Source organism: Nocardiopsis synnemataformans (assembly GCF_965343085.1).
GTDB lineage: Bacteria > Actinomycetota > Actinomycetes > Streptosporangiales > Streptosporangiaceae > Nocardiopsis > Nocardiopsis alborubida.
In genome coordinates this window covers 43,950-58,174 of the sequence record NZ_CBDRFA010000033.1, presented here as the reverse complement: position 1 = coordinate 58,174, position 14,225 = coordinate 43,950, and the positions used below count along the sequence as shown (strand labels likewise).

The window sequence follows — 14,225 nt, the reverse complement described above, 5'->3', positions numbered from 1 at the left end:
CCTCACTCCTCCCACCCCCCGGCGTCCTCCAGCGGCCCGGGGATGAACAGGCCGGGCACGATCGGGATGACCTCGATGCCCGCGCGCTTGGCGCGGCGCATCATGTCCGCGGTGCCCGAAGTCCCGAGGTTGAAGGCCAGGACCAGGTCGAGGCGAGGGCGTGCGGCGACCATCTCCTGGTTGCGCCGGTGTCCGGCCAGGGGGCAGTAGGTCCCCGGGCCGTTCTTGCGCGGCTTGCGGTGGTCCGGCGGACACCCGGGTGCGCACGGCCCCTTCCAATCGGCCGGGTAGGGCTCGACGCGCCAGCCCAGCCGCTCGGCCTCGCGCGCGGCGAGGGTGTCGGCGCCCTGTGCGCATCCGTGCCTCAGGGTCGGCGCGGGCGTGGTGTCGTAGCGGGCCAGGGTCAGGGCGATGGTCCGAGAGTCGCTCCAGATGCGGGAGCCGGTGACGGCGATGCACTCGGTCATGAGCGGGAGCGTCCTTTCTGTGCGCAGCGAGGGCCCGTGCCGCGTGCTCTGCTGACGGGGTCGGTGAGGGGGCGGTGGCAGTTGCGGCACTGGACCCGGTTCCACGCGCGGACCTGGGTCCAGGAGGGCGGGCGCCGGGCCGGGGTGGGGGGTGATCTCGAAGTGACCACGGGGCGCCCCTAGAACGGGGGCTCGTCGGAGAAGCCTCCGCCTCCCTCGCCGGTCGCCCACGGGTCGCCCCCGGGGGGCGGGCCGAAACCGCCCTGGTTGCCGTAGCCGCCGCCCTGAGGCCGGGGCGCCTGGCCCCCGTAGTTGCCGCCCTGGGGTTGACCGCCTCCGAAGCTGCCACCGCCGTCCTGGCGCTGGACCTTGGCCACCTTGGCGGTAGCGCTGCGCAGGGCCGGGCCGACCTCGTCGACGTCGATCTCGAAGACGGTCCGCTTCTCACCCTCGCGGGTCTCATAGGAGCGCTGCTTGAGGCGGCCCTGCACGATGACGCGCATGCCGCGCCGCAGACTCTCGGCCACGTTCTCCGCGTACTGCCGCCAGACGGTGCACGTGAGGAACATGGACTCGCCGTCCTGCCACTCCCCCGACGCGCGGTCGAAGGTGCGGGGCGTGGAGGCCACGCGAAAGTTGGCGACCGCTGCACCGCTAGGTGTGAAGCGTATTTCCGGATCGTCAACAAGATTGCCGACGAGCGTGATCTGAGTGTCCCCGGCCATGAAAAAGGCAGCTTTCAAGAGGAATGGACGCCACCGCGAAAGCCCAGTTCAGAGCCATCGTGGCGGCGTCGAAAAGTACCTTTCCATGATATCGAGTGGGATGTCGGTGAGCGTTACGTCTCGCGGCGCCGGATAATCGCCCCGATGCGCCCCGTGGGGGTTTATCGCGAGGTCGCCTCGGGGTCTTTCAGCTTGAGAATGAGGAGCAGTTCCAGCGCGTCGGCGACGTCGCGAGCGTGGTCGTCGTGGGCGCACCTGCCGTGCCTGCCCGGCGGGCAGGGCTGGGCGCACCCGCAGGCGGCCGTGCACTGGTGCCGGTTGGCGACCCGGCACACCCAGCGGTGAGCCGCGGCGCGCTCGGCCTGCGCCAGCTCCTCGTCTCGGGCGCTGTTGGAGGTGTGCAGCAGGTGGATGCTGCGCAGGTCGCTGGTGGTGGGTGATGCCGTCGGCGTGTGCGCGGCGGACTCGATCTGGGAGCGTAGGGCCATCAGTCCTCCAGGGTGGCGAGGGTGCCGTCGGCGGCGAGCAGGACGCGCACCGCCCCGAACGGTGTCTGGTAGGTGATCGGGGCGGCCGCGGGATCGCGCCCCTGGTCGACGCGGAACCCGCGCGCCCGGGCCGCGGCCGGGTGGGCCTCGATGAGGCGGTGACACCCGGTCGTCGCGGTGCCGCAGACCAGGACGAGGTTGGACGCGGTGTTGGTGTCGGCCGCGGCGCTGCCGCCCATGCCGCGGGCCCGGCGGTGCTGGAGGCTGTGCGCGCCGGAGATCGTGGCGCCGCACCAGGCGCACGAGCCCGCGTCGCGCCGCCAGACCGCCTCGCGCACGGCGCGCGTGGGCCCGGTGTTCACGACGCCGCCCGGCGCTGGGACAGGCGGCGCAGGTGTTCGATCGACCCGGCACGAACGAGAGGAGACGGGTCGCCGGCGAGCGTGGCCGTGTAGCAGCGGCCGACCTCCGCGTCCGACATCTGGCGGGCCAGGGCCGTGACCTCCGCATTCAGTTCGAAGTCGCTCAGACTCCACCATTCGGAGTCGTATGCGGCCGGCGGAGCGTAGTCGTTGCGGGCGGCGTGGGTGCGCGCCAGCCTGGCCGACTTGCCTTCTGCCAGGGGACGATCCGCGAACTTGGAGAAGGCCTTGGTGATGGCTCGGGCGTGCGCGACCTGGACGAAGCTTTGCCGACCGGAGGCGATCTTGCCCAGGGTCTCCCGCGACAGGCCGATTTCGGGCGCGAGAACGGACCCGCTGTATCCGATGGCCCCCAGCGCGCGCAGCTGTCGGCGGGCGGGGTCCGCGATCATGTACCCCGCTGGCGGCAGCTGCCCGACGTCGGCCTCCAGGATCTTGTCCGCGGTGTGCTTGGCCAGCTTCGTGCGGGTGGGGATCCGGATGATCGTTTCGAGCGCCACGTCGGCGCATCGCGCGATGTGGGCGCAGGTGTGACCCTGCGCCCTCCATCGGGCGACGCGGGCCTTGACCGCATCAAGGTCGCCCCAGGGTTCCCACTGCCCATAGGCGATCTGCCGAGCGCGGCGCGCAGAGTAGGACTCAGCCATGGTCACCCCGTGGCCATGTCCCACATGCGGGCGTACTGGCCCTGCCAGGCCACGGTCACCGTGGCCGTGGGACCGTTGCGGTGCTTGCCCACGATGATGTCGACCTCGCCGGCGCGCGGCGTCTCGGGGTCGTGGACCTCCTCGCGGTAGAGCAGCAGGGCCATGTCGCAGTCCTGTTCGACCGCTCCGCTCTCCCTCAGGTCGCTGACCACGGGCCTCTTGTCCGAGCGCAGCTCGGGGCCGCGGTTGAGCTGGGCGCCGAGGATGATGGGGACGTGGAACTCCTTGGCCAGGAGCTTCAGGGAGCGGGAGATCTCGGCGACCTCCTGCTGACGGCTCTCTGCCCGAGCCGCGGAGGTCATGAGCTGGAGGTAGTCCAGGACGACGAGCCGGGCCGGGGTGGTGCGCGCCATGGCGCGCAGGCGCGCGCGCAGGTGGGCCACGGTGACGTTCGCGGTGTCGTCGATGAACAGCGGGGAGCCGCTCATCCGGGCGCGCGCGGCGGACAGCCGCATCCACTCCTCATCTCCCAAGCGGTGCTGAATGACCAGGTGCAGGGGCACGCGCGCCTCGGCGGACAGGACGCGGTGCATCAGTTCGTCCTGGCTCATCTCCAGGGAGCACACGAGCGTGGGCAGCCGCTGAGCAATGGCGGCGTGACGGGCGGCCCCGAGCATCAGAGTGGTCTTGCCCATGCCGGGGCGGCCGGCGACGACGACGAGCTGGCCCGAGCGCAGGCCTCCGGTGAGTGCCTGGAGGTCGGCCCAGGGCAGCCCGACGTTGGTGCTGGTGTCGAGGGGGCGCTCCAGCCGGTCGAACGCGGCGGGCATGATGTCGTCGAGGGAACACAGTTCGGTGGTCTCAGAGACCGCGACGGCGCGCTCCAGGGTGCTCAGTGCGTGGTCGGCGATGGCGTCGCGCTCGCCCTCCCCCTCGTGGCCCAGCTGCGTGACGCGGGTGCCCGCTTCGACCAGGCCGCGGAAGAACGCGCGGTCGGCGACGGCCTTGGCGTAGTACCCGGCCGAGGCCACGTTGGTGGGGGCCTCGGTGAGGGTGTGCAGGTACACGGCGCCACCGACACGGACGGCTTCGCCGAGCTTGACCAGCTCGACGTTGACCGTGATGGCGTCGACCGCGTCGCCGCGGTCGGCCATCGCGCACATGACGGAGTAGATCACCTGGTGGGCCGGACGGTAGAAGTCGGCCGGGCGCAGGAAGGAGATGTCGGTCAGGGCCCGCCGGGAGATCAGGGCCGCGCCCAGGGCGGACTGCTCGGCGATGATGTCGTGGGGAAGGGGTCGCTCGCTCATGCGCGCAGCTCCCGTCGGTCGGCGCCCGCCATCATGACGACGGTGGCGTTGTCCCGGGAGCGCGAGGAGGATCGGTCTCCGAGCAGCGTGACGAAGTCGCCGTCGTTGCTGGTGATCATCATGGGGCGCCCCTCCTCCCAGCGTTCGTCGATGATGGCGGCGATGTGGTCGCTGTCCCAGTCAGTGATGGACTGGGCCCCCAGGTCGTCCAGGGCGAACAGGTTCGCGGCCGCCCAGGCGTCGAGACGGTCGCGGTCCACGGGCAGGGTGCAGGCGCGCTTGAGCTCTCGGGCTCCGGCACGCTCGAAGCGCCCGGTCCACCCGCGCAGGATGAGGTACTCCGCGGCCGCCCAGATGTTCCACGTCTTACCGACGCCGATGGATCCAACCAGCAGCAGGGTGCCGGCGTCCCCGGCCAGGAGGCGCTCGCACCAGGCGCGCACCTCGGGGTGGATGTCGCCGGGCTTGGCGTAGACGGCGGGGCGCTTGGCGTGCAGGCGCTCCAGACGCATGCGGGCGTAGAAGTCGACGGTGCCGCGGGCTGCGGCGCGGTCGGCCGCGCGTTCGTCGAAGGCGTACTCGGTGGTCATCAGATCCTCACCTGGATGTTTCCGTCTTCCCAGTCCTGCTGGGTGGCGACCGGCTTGCGAGACCCGCCCCGGCGCGAGCGCGTGGGCAAGCCGTCGATGGCGATGGGCAGGGTGTTCTTGGTCAGGGGGCGCTTCTCGGCGACCAGGGCCAGCAGGCCCGCTTCGATCTGCTCGTCGCTCCAGCGGCCGGACTCGATTGCGGTTTTGCAGATCTTGAGGGCGGCCTCGAACTTGGTCATCTTGCCGACAGCCTCGTAGTAGACCGTCGCCAGCGCCTGGGCCCGCTGGTTCACGGTCCGGGTCTCCTCTGGCGCTGGCGCGCCAGCGCCCGCCGAAGGCGTGTTTTTCTCTGTCTTTCCGAATCGGTCAGAGGCATCTATAACCTCACCGTTCACTTCTTCCTCCCTATAAGGGGGCGCGGAAGGGGGCTTACTGGTGTCACCCTTTTCGGGGCTCTGGGGGGCCATAGGGTGCTTGTCGGTATCACCCTTTCGCTGGGAAGGGTGCGGCTGGGTAGCACCCTTGGCCTCGGCGGAAGGGTGCTTGGCGCCGTCACCCTTTCCGGCCGAATGGGTGCTTGGCTCCGTCACCCTTTCGGAGCCGGAAAGGGTGCTTGTAGGTGTCACCCTTTGGCCCTCAACGAGGAGCGCGCCGAAGATCGCCGCTCCCCCGCGGTTGCCTGCCTTGACCCGCTCCAGGAGCCCGGCGTCCACGGCCTGCTTAATGCGCCCGGAGACGCGCCTCTCGGTCGTGCCCAGGTCCTCCGCGAGCTCCTCGCGCGCGACCTGGACGCGCCCGGCGTCGTCCATGTCCTGGGCCATGCGCAGCAGCAGCACGCGCACCGCATCGCCCACGCGCTTGGTCCGGAACAGCTGGCGCACCCAGGTGCTGCGCAGCGTCCCGCCCCCACCACCCTCGATCAACGTCTCCCCCTTGGTCACCCACGGCCCCTATCCGGCCTCGCTGCACAGGGCGGTCGTCGGCGGACCGCGCGCCTCGGCGCCGCTCAGTAGGCGCCCTCCGCCACGTGCAGGACCGTCAGGCCGATGGAGCGCCACATCCGCACGACCTGCTGACGGTCGTCGACCACGCAGGCCACGGCGTAGGCGTGGCGGATGTGGGCGTCGAAGAGGTCGGCCTTGACCTGGTAGTCCTTGCGGAAGTCTCCGGCCTTGCGCATGTGCAGGGCCTCGATCGGCACGCCGACGTGCCGCTCCAGCCAGGCCCGTGTCTCGGCCTCGCAGGCGTCGGTGCGCGCGGAGACGAACAGCACGCGGTTCCCCGCGGCCGCCAGCGCGCGCACGACGTCAACCACCGCGGTGTTGGGGCGGTCCTCGTGGACGCGGGACTCGTCGTAGGGGCTGCGATCTCCGTGCAGCGCCACGGTGCCGTCGACGTCGACGATGACCGCGGCCGGGGCGTCACCGGGCGGGGTGTACCAGCGCGGCCCTTCCTCTTCGGCGTCGTCGACGGGCAGGGGTAGGGGGTGGTTGTTCCCGGCGACGTAGCGGGCGTGCAGGTCGCGAATCGTCTCCTCCCCCACCGGGTGGCCCCGGCGGGCGTCGCGGGCCACGCACTCGTCCACGGGGACGTCGGTCAAGTCGTGTACCTCGAACTCCGCGCCGTGGCGCTCGGCCAGGCGGGCCAGCGCGCGCACGACGCGGGGCTGGAGGTTGGTGTCGTCGCACACCACGTCCAGGCCGCGACCGAGCAGCGCGCCGATGACCGCGTCGCGCGTGGCGCGGGTGCGTCCTTCGGCGACGTCCTTGACCCACCAGCCGTTGTTGGCCATGGCGCGCAACTCGTCGCCGTTGACCCGGGCGCGGCGCTCGGGGTCGGCCGCGGTCCAGCGCCGGGCCCAGTCCGTTTTGCCGCTGCCGGGCAGACCGCGGATGATGTACAGGGTGCTCATCTAGTCCTCCAGGTGGGCGGCGCGCATCGCGCGCAGCCAGCGCTCTACGGCGGCCTCGTCGGGCCGCTCGGGTAGGGGGGTGCGGGTCGCGGCGAAGTCGTCCTCGGCTTGGGCCAGGAGGACGCGGGCGGCGTAGAGGTCGCCGTCGGCGACGCGCTCGCCGAAGTCGCGGAACCACTGCGGGTTGGCCAGACGGACCGGCAAGCGGCCCGTGGTGTAGAGCTCGCGGCCCTGATGGACCAGGCGCGCGAGGTGGCGCGCGGACTTGGCGCGGCGGCTCCGCGGTACGGTTTCTCGGCCCAGCTTCTTGACCTGGGAGGTGGCGAAGCCGAGGTAGGCGGCGCGCACCCGGCGCGCCGAGGCGAAGGCGCGCCGGATGTCGATGAGGGCTTGGCCCAGCTCGGTGCGGACCTCGTACAGCTCCTCGGGCAGCCAGACCAGCTCCAGCACGGTGGGGTTGCCCTGGAGCGCGAGGCGACACCACTTGGCCGCCTCGTGCAGGGTGCGGTCCGGCGCCACGTGGACGTGGGTCTTCTCGGGCCGACGTAGGCCGTGCAGCTCGGTGGTGGGCACGGCGAACACGCCCAGGCGGTCGACGTCGGAGTCCGGTCCGGCCAGGCCGTAGGCGACCGAGCCCACGATCCCGGACAGCAGCGTCCTCATGAGTCGGCCTCCGGCGCCGGGTCGGCGCCGCGCCAGAGCATGATCCGGTGCCCGTTCGTCCCGGGGTCGGTGGAGCGCACCATGCCGATGGCGACGATGCGCTTGGCCTTGGCCAGCGCGCCGAACCGCGCGCCGATGGCGGGGCGGCGCACGTCCGGCAGCCAGGGCCGGACATCGTTCGCCGAGAAGGCCTGCCCCGTGGTGGCGAAGCGCAGGATGACCTCGTCGATGATCGCGCCGTCCTGGCCGCCCTTCGCCTGGGCCGCGCGCTCCATGCCGCGCCTGCCGCGCTCGCGGGCGGCGCGCTGGGCACCGGCCTGACGCGCGGCCCGGGCCTCCTCCTCTTCCTCCAGGGCGGTGAACAGATCGAGCTGGCCCTCAGCGGTCTTGACCATCGGCCCCCTCCTGCTCGGCACGCAGGCGGTCGGTGTCCTGCTGGAGCCTCTTGAGCTGCTTCTCGCGAATGAGCTGGCGGGCGCGGGCTTCGCTCTCGCGGATCGGTGTGCGCCGTTCCACCGCCCGGGACATGACCTCGCCGAGTGCGTCGGCGATGATCTCGAACAGGTCCGCGGGCCAGCCGATCACCGCTCCGGGGATCTCCTCGCGCGCCACGGTCTTGCGCAGCGTGACGATGTCCTCCCAGGAGCGGTAGAAGTCACCGCGGCGACGCAGGCGGACGTCCACGCGCCGGGGCGCGGCCCACAGCAGGCCGACCGTGCCGTAGGCGAGCAGGCCCAGGAGGATGCCAAGGACGAGGATGGCCGCGCTCACGTCGTCATCCCGCTGTTGGCCAGGGTGAGCTCCGCCTTCTGGACGGAGAAGATCGAGCGGCCGACGTCGATGCGGGCGTAGAGCGCCTTGAGGTTCCGCTGCTGGAGCTTGACCGCGGACTCGGCCCGCTGCCAGGTGCGCCACATCCCGTCGCACTCCTGGACGGCCTGCTGCTTGCGGCTCTCCATGTTCCCGGTGGCCTTCTCGTAGGCCTTGCTGTAGGCAAACCTGTAGTCGCCCTCCGCCTCGATGCGGAGCTCGTCGAGCTCGGCCAGCTTGGCGTTGCCCAGGTCGAGCTCGTGGGAGAGCCGGCCGAGCTGGCGCATCACCGCCAGCGGGTCGGGCGTCTGCGTGTTCTGGGTACTCACGCCTTCGACACCTCCTTTTCGACCGAGCGGGAGGCGTTCGGGTTGATTCCGTGCTTGTCCAGGAGTTCGGCAATTCGGTCAACCTTCGCGCTGACCTCGGCAACGTCCTCGGAGGTCTCCCGCCGGAGCTTCTTGAGCTCCTCGGCCTGCTTGGCCGTGCGCGTGTCCAGGCGCTGGATCATGTCGGCTTGCTGGCGCAGGGACATCTCCAAGGCGTCGATGCGCTGGCGCTCCTGGGGGGCCAACGCCGATCGGTCCGCGCTGGAAGCCTTGGACACGGCCTTGCCCAACTGCCGACGCGAGCGCTTCTGGTGGGACCGCGCGAGGCCCTCGTGCTCACTGGCGGAGGCGACCCGGTAGCCAACCCCGACCACGGTGGCGAGCGTGCGCTGGTTGGACTGCTCCAGACGTCGCATGGCGTCGTAGATGGGCGAACGGCTGGAACGGAAATCCCTGCCGAGCAGCTGGTCCAGCTCGCCATGGGTGAAGACGTCACCAGGGGCGAGAAGTACCACGTGGTCGTAGATCATCTGCCATTCAGGGCGTTCACCCTTGGGTTCAAACACCGTTCCTCCTGTTCGTCCGAGAGGTCCCTGCCTTGCCAGTCCCTGCCGCACCGCACCGCTTCCGGCCGTGCCGCGCCTAGCCGTGTCATGCCGCTCCTTGTGGCGTGGACGCCGGGGCCTTGCACCCCGGTGGCTGCTGGTCGCCCTCCGCGCCTTGCCGCGCCCAGCCATGCCTGGACCTGCCGTTCCAGACCCCGCCTGGCCACGCGACCCACCGGTGGTGGAGGAAGGCTTCGGGAGAGCCCCGGAACCAACCACCGTCACCGGCCCTCGCCGAGCCGTGCCACGCCATGTCCCGCCGTGCCACATCCAGCCCTGCCTCGCGGAGCCACGAAGCGTGGGCGGTGGGGAGTCGAACCCCACCGGAGACCGCCCGCCCTTCAAGCCCAGTCGCCCCATGTCCCGCGGAGCCACGCCTAGCCCCTGCCAGCCTTGCCACATGGTGCGCCCGCTGGGGGCTCGAACCCCAGCGCCTGCCAGTCGGGCTCCATGCCTTGCCTCGCCCAGCCCTGCGGCGCCGTGCCCTACCGAGCCGGGCCATACCATGCCCCGCCTGGCCGTGGACAGTGGGCGCCGAGGACTCGAACCTCGGTGTCTGCCGGCCACCCATCTCCAACTCCCTGCCTTGCCGGGCCTGACCCAGGCCTGCCTTTCCTAGCCCGTCCCAGCCCCTCCGGGCCGGTCCTAGCCGTGTCCCACCGGTGGTGGGGGAAGGCCCCGGAGAAGCTCCGGAACCAACCGCCGTCACCGGCCCTCGCCGTGCCCATCCGGGCCGCGCCTCACCAAGCCCCGGCTCGCCGTTCCAGGCCACGCCATGCTGGTCTTCACAGCCGCTCGATCTCCGCGGCGTAGCGGCCGTACATCTTCCGGAAGTCGCCCAGCCCTTCCAGCGCTCCGGCGTTCTTCGCCACGTCGCAGAACTCCTCGAACTCGATGACCTTGGGGTCGATCAACGCCTCGGCTTCGACCAGCCACTCGCGGAAGACCGGGCGGCAGCGGTCCACCTTCATCCGCTGGACCGTGACGGGGCGGATGTCGACGAACGGCGACTCCCCTCCGCCCCACAGGCCATCGACCGTGCGCGGCCCGTCGTAGACCAGGGGGAGCATGAAATCGGTGATGGCGACGCCGCGCTCGATCTTCTTGCCGGCCTTGTTCAAGCGGGCCCCCGCGATCAGAGACTGGAAGAGGTTCTGCGCGGGCAGGTAGGGCCCCAGCTCCGCGTCGAAGTAGAGGGATCCCTCGAACTCCACGCGAGCGATCTCCATGCGGTCCTCGTCGGTCTTGGTGCGCTTGGAGTTCAGGGACTTGAGCTTCTTGGCGTAGGGGTTCAGAGGGCTGGCCAACTGAACGTTGTGCAGCAGCAGCGGACGGGTGCCGGTGCAGGTGATGCGGACCTTCATGAGATCTCCGTGTGATTGCTGGTCAGGCGTGGGCTTCTCGCGGCCGATGCGGGTCTAGTCATCGGCCATGTCGAACTCGTCGTGGGGGTCAAGCTCGCCGTCGTCGAACTCGGCCTCCTCGGGGATGAAGTCGTCCTCGTCCAGGTCCTTGCCGTAGTCGGGGTCCGGCTCCAGTTCCCACGTGGTGGGGGCGCCCTCGTCGAACTCGGCCTCGAACTCGGCCTCCTCCGGACTGATGTCCAGCGCGCGCCAGCGGAGCGACCGCCACCAGGGGACGCGGTCCAGCACCTGGTCGTCGGAGGACTCCGCGTAGGGCCTGGCGTCCTCCGGGCCCTCGAAGAGGGGGTGGTAGCAGCCGCCGGTGGCGTGCTCACCCCTGCCGTCCGGCTTGCCGCAGTAGGCGCAGCCGCCGAAGCCGCGCACGCGGAACCAGTCGGCCCGGGCGCGACGGCGGCTGCGCAGGCGCTCCTTGATGTCCTTGTCGGTCGGCACCTCGTAGGCGTGCTGGTGGCGTCCGCCCTCGCCGTGTTCGTGGCGTGCGTAGCTGCACTGTCTGCATCCGGAGGGCAGCGTCTCGCCGGTGATCCACGGCGGGGTGCCCTCGGCGCGGTGTCGGGCTCGCGCCTGACGGCGCACTTCGTAGCGGTCGATCACAGGTCCTCCAGGTCGAAGAGAGGTGTGGCAGTGGAGGGCATGGCGCGGCGGCCGCGCGCGGGACGCCGCGGCTCGGGGTCGGAGTCCGGCGGTGCGGCCTCAGGCGCGGGGTCCGCCGAGGAGGTCTTGTCGCACGGGCAGCGACACAGCCATCGGCAGGGCGCCTGCTTCTCGTGGTGCAGCAGCTCGCCCGCGACATAGCCGGCGCCGGTGGTGATGACCCCGGCGCCGGTGTCCACCTGGGCACCGCCCAGCTGGCGGTGAACGCAGATGTCGCACCGGTAGTTCAGGCAGTTCCAGCAGGTGCCGCGCTGACACGAGCACCAGCGGTGGAAGCCCCAGGGGTAGACGCGCTCGATGGCGCGCAGGCCCGGGGTCCAGGCGTGCTCGCGCACCCACGCGGCGTCCTCCTCCGACATGGGCTCGTCCAGCGGTGAGGGGAGGTCCACGGGGTCGACGATCCCCATGATCAGAGACCCGATGAGGCGCAGGTGCGGGGTCCGGCGCACGTGTGCCCACTCGTCCTCGGTGAGGATCCGCTGGGCCCGGGCGGCCGTCATGAGGCCAGCTTCCAGTTGTCGAGGCTGCCGTCGTACCCGGCGGCGCGCATGCGGGCCTGGAGGTCACGGCACTGCTTGGTCAGGGCGGCGTGGCGCTCGGCCCACTCGGCCAACGTTCTGGACTCGGTGGCCAGCTTGGTCAGGCGGCGTGCGGCGCGGTTGTGCCTCGAGCGCAGCTTCAGCACGGCGACGCGCTCGGTGTCAACGGGGAAGCCGTCGGCCCGAGCGATCAGCTCGATCATGCTGATGTCGGAGCGGAAGGCGTCACCGATCTCCCACTCCACGTTCGCGTACTCGGTGGCCAGGGCGGGGCGCAGCTGGCAGGCCAGGATCAGGTCGGACAGAGAGGCCAAAATGCACAGCGAGCAGGACAAACGGCTCATTCCGGCGTCGTAAGCGGCGTGCCAGCGCAGGCCCGCGCGGCGGTGCCGTTCCCAGACCTCCTCCTCGGTCAGGTGCAGGATGGGGTGCCAGGTCGTGACCCGGCGGCGCCCGGAGGTGGCGGCGTTGGGCGCGACGGGCGCCAGCTCGGCACGGGCAGGCGACTCCTGGGCGCGCAGGCCCAGGCAGTAGAGAACCTGGGCTTGGCGGCCGATGGGGCCGAGTTCGCTCACAGCCTCGGTGATGAACTTGTGGCCGGGGTTGCGCTTCATGGCGGGGGTGCAGTAGCGCCCCAGGCCAGGACCCATCCACATCCCGCGTGCGCGCACGAGGTCAAGCAGGTCCTTGTCGGAGGCCCTCTCCTCGTAGCGCAGCCCGAAGTGGGCGGCGTGCTCGGCTGCGATGAGGTCCGAGCCAGGCCACTCCAGCAGGCCGAGGGGGTTGTGCAGGACCACGATGCGGTCCAGGACGCCCGCGCGCTCGGCCGCCGCGGCGACATCGACGGTCATGGCCCCGGAGTCCTTGCCTCCGGAGTGGAGGAGGATGATCCGGTCCGCGATGCCCAGATCCGGCGCGGCGAGTGCCTCCAGCAGTACGGTCACGGTCCTCTCCCTCTCCTTCGGTCGGTGGGGCCCGCCCGGGTGGCGGTCCGGGCGGGCCCTGCGTGGGGCGGCTAGCCGATCAGCGTCGCCCGGTCCAGGCAGAACCGGCAGCCGCGCTGGCGGCAGTGCTCCCCGCCCTGGTCGCAGCAGCAGGCGGCGCAGTCGCACAGGTCGGCGGGTGTGACCGGGCGCTGCAAGCGGCCGGCGACCCGGCAGAGGCGGTCGATGGACTCCTTGTTGCGGACGTGGCGCTGGTAGGCGCCGAGAGTTCCGCACTCGGCGAGGGTGCGCGGCATCACGTATCTCCGTTTCGCTTGATGCCGGCCAGGGTGGAGCGGCTGCGGCCGAGGGCCATCTGGGCCTCGGTGAGCATCTCCTGGGCGCGGCGGATGTCGTCGGGGTTGATCACGGCGCCGGTCTCGTCGGTGGCCTCGCGGACGCACCGAGTGGCGTCGAGGATCAGGCGTCCGGTACTGCCCAACTGGGCGAAGAGCGTTTCGAGCCGGTCCTGGGGGGAGGGACTGGTCACGGGAGGACCTCCAGTAGCAAGGTGGGGGCGTCGGCGGGCAGGAGCGCCGCCAGGGTGAGAAGGAAGGAGACGAGTGCGGCCAGCAGGAGCTGGCCGCACGTCGGCTCCCAGGGGGGAGGGCCGGTGTCTCGGCCGCCGTGGCGGCGGGGCATCAGCCGTCTGTGGACCATCGGCCCTCGGCGAGGGCCTCGGTCAGCGTGATCTGGCCGGGAGCCCCCGGGAGGGAGACCTGCTCCTGGTCGAGGACTCCCCACAACCGCTCGTCCCACTCGGCAGACTCGAAGGCCGTGGTGACCGTGTCGCGGTGGGCGGCCACGGCCCGGGCCAACCGTCCGAGCGTCGCCTGGCAGGTGGCTTCCCGAGCTCGGGCGCGCTGGCGGCCCATCTCCATCGAAGCCTCACCGAGCTGGTGCGCGCGGTAGTGCAGCATGGTGGCGAACCGGACCCCGCGCACCTGCTTGGCGTAGAGCTCGGCACGGCGCTCGTGGTAGTCGAGCTGGCTGATCTGCCCGGCGATCCGGGCGACCTCCAGGCGCTCCACGGCCTCCTTGCCACCCAGGGTGCCGCTGTCGGAGCGAACCCTGGCCTCCTTCAGGACGGAGCGGGTACGGCTGATGAGGTCCGGCGCGAGCAGGACCTCCTCCCACAGCCGGTCGTGGTGCGGGCCCAGGCGCTTGGTGATCCAGGCGTAGCGCGTCCCGAACGACATCTCGGTGATGACGCGTCCGTCGACAACGTCGAACTGGGCGTCGTCGTGCTCGTAGACGGTGCGACTGATGACCAGGCTCTGGCCGGTCAACGCCTGGGCGACGGCGTGGCTCGCCGCCTCGGGAGCGGGCGAAGGCCCCAGGGCGTCGATCGCCTTGGCGACGTCGTTGACCACCGCCTGAGGGAAGCTGATCTTCTCAGCCACCGGAATCCTCCTCGGTCGTGTCGGTGATCGGCCAGCCGTAGACCTTGGTGAGCGCGTAGGCGATCAGCCGGGCCTCCTCGGGTGTGCGCGTCTCGGCGCGGCCGCCGGTGGGCCAGGTGACCCGGTAGCTCCGGCCGCGACCGTAGACGCGCCAGTCGATCTCGATCCCCGGAGTCGGTGCCGCCGTGGCGATGTCCTGCTCAGCTGTGGACATGGCGCGCCTCCTCGCGGAGCGACGCGGGGGCTCGGGCCAG

General features: G+C 71.2%; 24 protein-coding genes. All 24 read right to left on the bottom strand.

Annotated features, from left to right (window positions below):
* Positions 1-2: 2 nt before the first annotated feature.
* The gene (locus ACSIH6_RS19800; RefSeq protein WP_435109780.1) at positions 3-467 is read right to left on the bottom strand and encodes an SLOG family protein; all 465 of its coding nucleotides are present in this window, start codon (positions 465-467) and stop codon (positions 3-5) included.
* Positions 464-637: a DUF6011 domain-containing protein gene (locus ACSIH6_RS19795; RefSeq protein ID WP_435109779.1), complete on the bottom strand. Its 174-nt coding sequence runs from the start codon at positions 635-637 to the stop codon at positions 464-466. Before ACSIH6_RS19795 ends, ACSIH6_RS19800 begins: the two co-directional genes overlap by 4 nt.
* A gap of 9 nt (positions 638-646) precedes the next feature.
* Entirely contained in the window at positions 647-1,192 is a 546-nt protein-coding gene (locus tag ACSIH6_RS19790; RefSeq protein WP_435109778.1) for a single-stranded DNA-binding protein, read from the bottom strand.
* 161 nt (positions 1,193-1,353) lie between these two features.
* On the bottom strand, positions 1,354-1,680 hold the full coding sequence (locus ACSIH6_RS19785) for a hypothetical protein (protein ID WP_435109777.1): 327 nt from the start codon (positions 1,678-1,680) through the stop codon (positions 1,354-1,356).
* Positions 1,680-2,042 (bottom strand): HNH endonuclease, encoded by a 363-nt coding sequence (locus ACSIH6_RS19780; RefSeq protein WP_435109776.1) that lies wholly within the window; start codon positions 2,040-2,042, stop codon positions 1,680-1,682. Before ACSIH6_RS19780 ends, ACSIH6_RS19785 begins: the two co-directional genes overlap by 1 nt.
* Complete coding sequence (locus tag ACSIH6_RS19775; RefSeq protein ID WP_435109775.1) at positions 2,039-2,749, bottom strand: hypothetical protein; 711 nt, start codon at positions 2,747-2,749, stop codon at positions 2,039-2,041. Before ACSIH6_RS19775 ends, ACSIH6_RS19780 begins: the two co-directional genes overlap by 4 nt.
* Before the next feature lie 2 nt (positions 2,750-2,751).
* Positions 2,752-4,059 carry a replicative DNA helicase gene (dnaB, locus tag ACSIH6_RS19770; RefSeq protein ID WP_435109774.1) on the bottom strand — a complete coding sequence of 436 codons (1,308 nt, stop codon included), beginning with the start codon at positions 4,057-4,059 and terminating at the stop codon, positions 2,752-2,754.
* Positions 4,056-4,649, bottom strand: coding sequence for an ATP-binding protein (locus ACSIH6_RS19765; protein ID WP_435109773.1), 594 nt, complete (start codon positions 4,647-4,649; stop codon positions 4,056-4,058). Before ACSIH6_RS19765 ends, dnaB begins: the two co-directional genes overlap by 4 nt.
* Positions 4,649-5,590, bottom strand: a complete 942-nt coding sequence (locus tag ACSIH6_RS19760; protein ID WP_435109772.1) for a hypothetical protein — start codon at positions 5,588-5,590, stop codon at positions 4,649-4,651. The genes ACSIH6_RS19765 and ACSIH6_RS19760 overlap by 1 nt, the downstream gene beginning before the upstream one ends.
* Positions 5,591-5,655: 65 nt before the next feature.
* Positions 5,656-6,561 (bottom strand): phosphatase domain-containing protein, encoded by a 906-nt coding sequence (locus tag ACSIH6_RS19755; protein WP_435109771.1) that lies wholly within the window; start codon positions 6,559-6,561, stop codon positions 5,656-5,658.
* Positions 6,562-7,224 (bottom strand): nucleotidyltransferase domain-containing protein, encoded by a 663-nt coding sequence (locus ACSIH6_RS19750; protein WP_435109770.1) that lies wholly within the window; start codon positions 7,222-7,224, stop codon positions 6,562-6,564.
* Positions 7,221-7,619 carry a hypothetical protein gene (locus ACSIH6_RS19745; RefSeq protein WP_435109769.1) on the bottom strand — a complete coding sequence of 133 codons (399 nt, stop codon included), beginning with the start codon at positions 7,617-7,619 and terminating at the stop codon, positions 7,221-7,223. The genes ACSIH6_RS19750 and ACSIH6_RS19745 overlap by 4 nt, the downstream gene beginning before the upstream one ends.
* Positions 7,603-7,995, bottom strand: a complete 393-nt coding sequence (locus tag ACSIH6_RS19740) for a hypothetical protein (RefSeq protein ID WP_435109768.1) — start codon at positions 7,993-7,995, stop codon at positions 7,603-7,605. Before ACSIH6_RS19740 ends, ACSIH6_RS19745 begins: the two co-directional genes overlap by 17 nt.
* Positions 7,992-8,363 (bottom strand): hypothetical protein, encoded by a 372-nt coding sequence (locus ACSIH6_RS19735; protein ID WP_435109767.1) that lies wholly within the window; start codon positions 8,361-8,363, stop codon positions 7,992-7,994. The genes ACSIH6_RS19740 and ACSIH6_RS19735 overlap by 4 nt, the downstream gene beginning before the upstream one ends.
* Complete coding sequence (locus ACSIH6_RS19730) at positions 8,360-8,929, bottom strand: helix-turn-helix domain-containing protein (RefSeq protein ID WP_435109766.1); 570 nt, start codon at positions 8,927-8,929, stop codon at positions 8,360-8,362. Before ACSIH6_RS19730 ends, ACSIH6_RS19735 begins: the two co-directional genes overlap by 4 nt.
* 824 nt (positions 8,930-9,753) lie before the next feature.
* Positions 9,754-10,332 carry a hypothetical protein gene (locus ACSIH6_RS19725; protein ID WP_435109765.1) on the bottom strand — a complete coding sequence of 193 codons (579 nt, stop codon included), beginning with the start codon at positions 10,330-10,332 and terminating at the stop codon, positions 9,754-9,756.
* Positions 10,333-10,386: 54 nt separating this feature from the next.
* On the bottom strand, positions 10,387-10,986 hold the full coding sequence (locus ACSIH6_RS19720; protein WP_435109764.1) for a hypothetical protein: 600 nt from the start codon (positions 10,984-10,986) through the stop codon (positions 10,387-10,389).
* A complete protein-coding gene (locus tag ACSIH6_RS19715; protein ID WP_435109763.1) occupies positions 10,983-11,546 on the bottom strand; it encodes a DUF6248 family natural product biosynthesis protein in 564 nt (187 codons plus the stop codon). The genes ACSIH6_RS19720 and ACSIH6_RS19715 overlap by 4 nt, the downstream gene beginning before the upstream one ends.
* Entirely contained in the window at positions 11,543-12,529 is a 987-nt protein-coding gene (locus ACSIH6_RS19710) for a phosphoadenosine phosphosulfate reductase domain-containing protein (protein WP_435109762.1), read from the bottom strand. The genes ACSIH6_RS19715 and ACSIH6_RS19710 overlap by 4 nt, the downstream gene beginning before the upstream one ends.
* Before the next feature lie 71 nt (positions 12,530-12,600).
* Positions 12,601-12,825 (bottom strand): hypothetical protein, encoded by a 225-nt coding sequence (locus ACSIH6_RS19705; RefSeq protein ID WP_435109761.1) that lies wholly within the window; start codon positions 12,823-12,825, stop codon positions 12,601-12,603.
* Positions 12,825-13,058 (bottom strand): hypothetical protein, encoded by a 234-nt coding sequence (locus tag ACSIH6_RS19700; protein ID WP_435109760.1) that lies wholly within the window; start codon positions 13,056-13,058, stop codon positions 12,825-12,827. The genes ACSIH6_RS19705 and ACSIH6_RS19700 overlap by 1 nt, the downstream gene beginning before the upstream one ends.
* The gene (locus ACSIH6_RS19695) at positions 13,055-13,210 is read right to left on the bottom strand and encodes a hypothetical protein (RefSeq protein WP_435109759.1); all 156 of its coding nucleotides are present in this window, start codon (positions 13,208-13,210) and stop codon (positions 13,055-13,057) included. Before ACSIH6_RS19695 ends, ACSIH6_RS19700 begins: the two co-directional genes overlap by 4 nt.
* A complete protein-coding gene (locus ACSIH6_RS19690) occupies positions 13,210-13,971 on the bottom strand; it encodes a hypothetical protein (RefSeq protein WP_435109758.1) in 762 nt (253 codons plus the stop codon). Before ACSIH6_RS19690 ends, ACSIH6_RS19695 begins: the two co-directional genes overlap by 1 nt.
* The gene (locus tag ACSIH6_RS19685; RefSeq protein WP_435109757.1) at positions 13,964-14,185 is read right to left on the bottom strand and encodes a hypothetical protein; all 222 of its coding nucleotides are present in this window, start codon (positions 14,183-14,185) and stop codon (positions 13,964-13,966) included. The genes ACSIH6_RS19690 and ACSIH6_RS19685 overlap by 8 nt, the downstream gene beginning before the upstream one ends.
* Positions 14,186-14,225: the final 40 nt, after the last annotated feature.

Bases quoted from the DNA above. Each gene is read 5' to 3' on its own strand.
- ACSIH6_RS19800 (WP_435109780.1), bottom strand. From the start codon at position 467: ATGACCGAGTGCATCGCCGTCACCGGCTCCCGCATCTGGAGCGACTCT.
- ACSIH6_RS19790 (WP_435109778.1), bottom strand. From the start codon at position 1,192: ATGGCCGGGGACACTCAGATCACGCTCGTCGGCAATCTTGTTGACGAT.
- ACSIH6_RS19785 (WP_435109777.1), bottom strand. From the start codon at position 1,680: ATGGCCCTACGCTCCCAGATCGAGTCCGCCGCGCACACGCCGACGGCA.
- ACSIH6_RS19775 (WP_435109775.1), bottom strand. From the start codon at position 2,749: ATGGCTGAGTCCTACTCTGCGCGCCGCGCTCGGCAGATCGCCTATGGG.
- dnaB (WP_435109774.1), bottom strand. From the start codon at position 4,059: ATGAGCGAGCGACCCCTTCCCCACGACATCATCGCCGAGCAGTCCGCC.
- ACSIH6_RS19765 (WP_435109773.1), bottom strand. From the start codon at position 4,649: ATGACCACCGAGTACGCCTTCGACGAACGCGCGGCCGACCGCGCCGCA.
- ACSIH6_RS19755 (WP_435109771.1), bottom strand. From the start codon at position 6,561: ATGAGCACCCTGTACATCATCCGCGGTCTGCCCGGCAGCGGCAAAACG.
- ACSIH6_RS19750 (WP_435109770.1), bottom strand. From the start codon at position 7,224: ATGAGGACGCTGCTGTCCGGGATCGTGGGCTCGGTCGCCTACGGCCTG.
- ACSIH6_RS19745 (WP_435109769.1), bottom strand. From the start codon at position 7,619: ATGGTCAAGACCGCTGAGGGCCAGCTCGATCTGTTCACCGCCCTGGAG.
- ACSIH6_RS19725 (WP_435109765.1), bottom strand. From the start codon at position 10,332: ATGAAGGTCCGCATCACCTGCACCGGCACCCGTCCGCTGCTGCTGCAC.
- ACSIH6_RS19715 (WP_435109763.1), bottom strand. From the start codon at position 11,546: ATGACGGCCGCCCGGGCCCAGCGGATCCTCACCGAGGACGAGTGGGCA.
- ACSIH6_RS19705 (WP_435109761.1), bottom strand. From the start codon at position 12,825: ATGCCGCGCACCCTCGCCGAGTGCGGAACTCTCGGCGCCTACCAGCGC.
- ACSIH6_RS19695 (WP_435109759.1), bottom strand. From the start codon at position 13,210: ATGCCCCGCCGCCACGGCGGCCGAGACACCGGCCCTCCCCCCTGGGAG.
- ACSIH6_RS19685 (WP_435109757.1), bottom strand. From the start codon at position 14,185: ATGTCCACAGCTGAGCAGGACATCGCCACGGCGGCACCGACTCCGGGG.